A 4,597-nucleotide genomic window follows, 5' to 3' on the forward strand; every position below is an offset into this window, starting at 1 on the left:
GTACACCGTATCAACCGCTCCAGCATGATCGCATCGAAATCGTAACATCTCTCTTGTTAATGGTCTTGTCCCCGCTCTCCATACGCCTATCCGTGCAGGGGTCGCGTTTTGCAGCTCTTCAAGCAACTCTGCGGAACGCGGGTTCGGAATGTTGGACTTTCTATCATACACCGTGGACAAAGTATCTGACGCCATCTGATCCGATGTCACTCGAGATTGAATTGCGAGTTCTTGTACAGATTTCGTATTCGCATGATCAGACAAAGTCGTAATACGTTGTTGAAGCTCGTTCATAATTCTATCGGTCAATTCTTGTATATCTAATGAAATCATGATCTCATCTCACCCCGCCTATTACAATTTATTGAAACAAGGTAGGATCTCCAGCATCTGCGGTTAGCTTTCCATTCATCATAATGCCCATTTTCTCTAGCCATCCCTCAAATGCAGGAGCTGGTCTTCGACCAAGTGTTTCTCTTAATGTCGCGATATCATGAAAACTGGTCGATTGATAATTCAGCATGCAATCGTCTGCCATAGCAACTCCGATAATAAAATTAACACCTGCCGTCGTAAGTAGCACCGACAAATTATCCATGTCATTCTGATCGACTTTCATGTGATTCGTATAGCAGACATCCACACCCATCGGGAGCTGATGCAGCTTACCCATGAAGTGGTCTTCCAAGCCTGCACGGGTAACTTGTCTGCTGTCGTACAAATATTCTGGACCGATAAAACCGACAACGGTATTTACGATAAAGGGACGGAATCTTCGGGCTAAACCATAACAGCGTGCTTCTAATGTGACTTGATCTATACCAAAATGGGCTCCTCCGGACAGCTCTGAGCCTTGTCCCGTTTCAAAATACCAGTGATTCGGTCCAGCCGATGTCCCTTCGCTACGAATTAACGCATCCGCTTCGTTCAATAAAGCCAGGTCGATACCGAACGATTTATTCCCAGCCTGCGTTCCCGCAAGACTCTGAAACACCAAATCCGCTTGACCGCCTTGCCTAATGGCTCTCATTTGAGTAGTGATATGGGCTAGAACGCAGTTTTGTGTCGGAATGCTCCATTTATTCATTACTTCTTTAGTCATATTCATAATAGCCTTAACGCTATCCATCGTATCGATAACCGGGTTAATACCGATAACAGCATCGCCAATACCATAACTTAAAGCTTCAAATAAAGCTGCTTGGATCCCAGTCACGTTATCCGCAGGATGATTAGGCTGAGCTCTACCAGCCAGCACACCTCTCTGTCCAATTGAAATATTACAATGAGTAATGACTTCAATTTTTGATGCGGCTTGGATAAGATCAAGATTACTCATAACTTTGGTGACAGCCGCAATCATCTCACTCGTTAATCCCCTAGAAAGTCTTCTAATTTCATCGTTACCGGTCGTGGACGCAAGCAAATATTCTCTTAATTCCGCAACCGACCAATTTCGAATTTCAGCATATATTTTTTCATTTATATCTTCTTCGATCACCCGGGATATTTCATCCTCCTCAGGTGGGAGAAGGGGATTTTCTCGAATTTCAGATAGCGTCGTTTCCGCAATAACCCATTTGGCAGCCATACGCTCTTTTGCATTCTCAGCTGAAATGCCTGCCAATTGATCACCTGATTTCTCTTCGTTCGCCTTAGCCAGTACTTCTTTTAAATGACGAAATTGATAGGTTTTACCCAAAACGATTGCTTTAAGATTCATACATGTCCCTCCTAGCCGCTATGAAAAGCCAGCGTCTTCACAATAACCGGAATCATCTTATTCTGGATCGGTTCACCTAAATCCAAATAATCGCCAAAATCTACCTTAATTTGATCAATACAAAGAATGGATAACTGTCCGGATGACCTAAGCTGCAAGGCTTGTCCCAACGATTTCCCCATATCATTCTCGCACAATACGATAAGTAGGCTGCATTGCGGAACCAGACGCTGATAATGAGAGACAAGCGATTCTGAAAGCTGGTGTATAATCTCGTAAGTTACTTCCTTCATCATAGGGATAAATAAGGAAAAGGGTGGACTTACGTCTGCATCATATACCTGAAGTCCATACTCAATCGCCTTCTTGATCTCCCCGCACTCTATCTTTATGACCGGCACATTTTTTACTGGCAGCAACCCAGGTGATAAATGTATGGTCGCTCCGCTAATTTCTGTGCTTTGCATGCCTGCTCCTATCACTGTTGCACGAGCTGTATGCTCGGGTTTAATGAGACGAATGTTATGGTGCTGAGCCACTTCAAGCAAGGTAGATGCAAGGACAGGACCGAAATCTCCGAATTCGGTCATCTCTATCAAGTTATTCGGACGATAGGCTTCGATCATGCTGCCAACACCGCCAGATATCATCATTTCATCGATCTGCGGCATCTCAGGAAAGGTCTTATTAACGATTAAGAGCCGACCACTTGAACTCCGGTCTCCACCAAGATACTCTAACATGCTGCGATTCATTATCCTTGCAATTTCTTTTATATAAATAAATGAAAGCATCTGACCAATCTTTAATTGATAGCCATTGGCATGGAGCCAAGGAAGAATGGCATCGGAAATATATGTGACTTCTCCATTAGGCTGTAGCCTAATCAGCCTGCCGCCAACATGAAACGTAACCGTCGCAATCATTTGACCACGTTGGAAGAAGGAAGTATTAGCCGTACCTCCGCCGATGTCAACATTACAGATTACGCCACGGCTCTGCATCGATCGCTTTGCTGCTCCTGATCCTTTGCCTGATAGCAGTGATTCTAAGTCCGCACCCGCTGTCGCTACTACAAAATCTCCTGCTTTATCAGCTAACGAATGCAATAATTGTTTCGCGTTGCCCTTGTTTGCGGTTTCACCCGTAATAATAACCGCACCACTCTTAATGTCCGACAATTGAATTCCCGCCTGCTTGTACTCGGCTTGCAGCCAGCTCATGACAGCAGAAACATCAATGTCATGTTCGTTTAGCAAGGGAGTAGTGCAAACAGCGCTCTCATAAACGAGGTTTCGTTCCGATATTTCATATCTAGGCAAACCAATAGAGCTGGATTTCCGAACTAATTGGAGTCGGCTTATAATCAATTTCATCGTGCTAGTGCCTAAATCAATACCCGCACTTGTTATCCATTGTTCATCCATTCAATCACCTATTTTAACTTCGGCTGAAGCATAAGCTCGATACGTTCCCTCAGCTCATTAACTCCTGCCAAAGTAAATGAAGATACCTCAAAGCAATCACCCTTCGGCATCGCTTGCCGTAAAAATCGCTTGGCCTTGTCCACATTTGCATTGGCATGATCTATCTTTGTAATAACCCCCAAAGAAGGAACAGGAAATCCACCAACGAATCCCGGCGGGAAATAGCTGCGTTCTCTGGTAGCGTCCTGAACGAGAAGCAGCAGTTTCGTATCAAATGAAGTGGCAATTAGAAACCGATATTGGAGAGGATTCTCACAATATTCGCCTGGTGTATCAATTAACCAATTCCGAAAAACTAGACTTTGCGTTTTGGCGGCTGGTTTTTCTTCCTGAAGCAGTGCTTGTATTAAGGTAGATTTGCCAGCACCGACCGAACCGATAACCATTGCTCGTTTCATTTATGACCTCGTAATGGAAGACGGAGTAAAATCCAGCTTCTCACTCAAGAAAATATTAACGGCTCTTATTGCCATCTCCACAGCCGAAACCTCTCCGCTAATAACGAGTGAACCGGTAAAACGATCCAAATAACCAATACCGACTACCGCCGCTTTTGTCGCGATGTCCGCGGCAATAATGGCCGTTTCCGTCGGGGTTAGCGTCATAATACCTATTGCCCCGACATCCTCAATTCCTAGCTTTTCATACAGAATAGGATCCGGATTCGCTATGACATGTGATAAAGTGATTTGTTTACCAGGAACGTACTCCTGAATGACCCTCATCTTCTCCATTCTATTCTCCTCCACGATCCCCGACTTCTAACGAATCAACAATTCCAACAATAATCGCATCGAACGGCACTGCCTTATCCGGAAAGAGCATTCGAGCAGGATTGCCACGTGAGACAATAACCTTCTCCCCAACTCCTGACCCTATCCTATCAACTGCTATTACTAGCTGACCTTCTGCCTTTTCAGAAGAATCAATTGGCTGTACGATCATCAGCTTCAAATTTTCCATCCCGACTTCCTTTTGTGTTGCCCATACGCTGCCGATCACTTTGCCTAAGAGCATTTCCATCACCCTTTTTCCGTATAGTGAAGGACAATTCCTTTGTCCCGTAACAAGTCCTTAGCCAAAGGGGAAATAATCGTCTTTGGACCAACCTCAAGCGGGCTGCTAAGTGTAGATGCGTGGGCAGAAACCCAATCCGCTGTAATTAAACCTACGGTAGACTTAGAATCTAACTGTTCCACTGCAACTGGGCTTGAATTCGGTGGACTGTTCTCATGAAAATAACGAATTGCCCCCATAGCCAAATCCTGCCCGGATAACAGTGTGATTCCAAGTTCTCGCAGCTCGTCCATGTATTTTATAAACAGCTTTGAATATCCCTTTGGCAAATTCAGCACTTTAAGAGTTTGGCGGTCAGCCCGCTTGACCC

At 44.6% G+C, this 4,597-nt stretch carries 6 protein-coding genes and 1 pseudogene; all 7 read right to left on the minus strand.

Annotated features, from left to right (window positions below):
* Nucleotides 1–333, minus strand: a 333-nt coding sequence (locus AC1DWN_RS28440) for an ethanolamine ammonia-lyase light chain EutC (protein WP_477562247.1), incomplete at its 3' end; no start/stop codon positions are given.
* Nucleotides 334–361: 28 nt separating this feature from the next.
* A complete protein-coding gene (locus AC1DWN_RS28445; RefSeq protein ID WP_477562248.1) occupies nucleotides 362–1,723 on the minus strand; it encodes an ethanolamine ammonia-lyase subunit EutB in 1,362 nt (453 codons plus the stop codon).
* 11 nt (nucleotides 1,724–1,734) lie between these two features.
* The gene (locus AC1DWN_RS28450; RefSeq protein ID WP_477562249.1) at nucleotides 1,735–3,150 is read right to left on the minus strand and encodes an ethanolamine ammonia-lyase reactivating factor EutA; all 1,416 of its coding nucleotides are present in this window, start codon (nucleotides 3,148–3,150) and stop codon (nucleotides 1,735–1,737) included.
* A gap of 8 nt (nucleotides 3,151–3,158) precedes the next feature.
* Nucleotides 3,159–3,608: a EutP/PduV family microcompartment system protein gene (locus AC1DWN_RS28455; RefSeq protein ID WP_477562250.1), complete on the minus strand. Its 450-nt coding sequence runs from the start codon at nucleotides 3,606–3,608 to the stop codon at nucleotides 3,159–3,161.
* On the minus strand, nucleotides 3,609–3,944 hold the full coding sequence (gene eutS / locus AC1DWN_RS28460) for an ethanolamine utilization microcompartment protein EutS (protein WP_477562251.1): 336 nt from the start codon (nucleotides 3,942–3,944) through the stop codon (nucleotides 3,609–3,611).
* Nucleotide 3,945: 1 nt separating this feature from the next.
* A complete protein-coding gene (locus AC1DWN_RS28465; protein WP_477562252.1) occupies nucleotides 3,946–4,227 on the minus strand; it encodes a EutN/CcmL family microcompartment protein in 282 nt (93 codons plus the stop codon).
* 5 nt (nucleotides 4,228–4,232) lie between these two features.
* Nucleotides 4,233–4,597, minus strand: a pseudogene (locus AC1DWN_RS28470) (hypothetical protein); the annotation flags it as partial.

It is taken from the genome of Paenibacillus sp. P4_A7 (assembly GCF_056402455.1).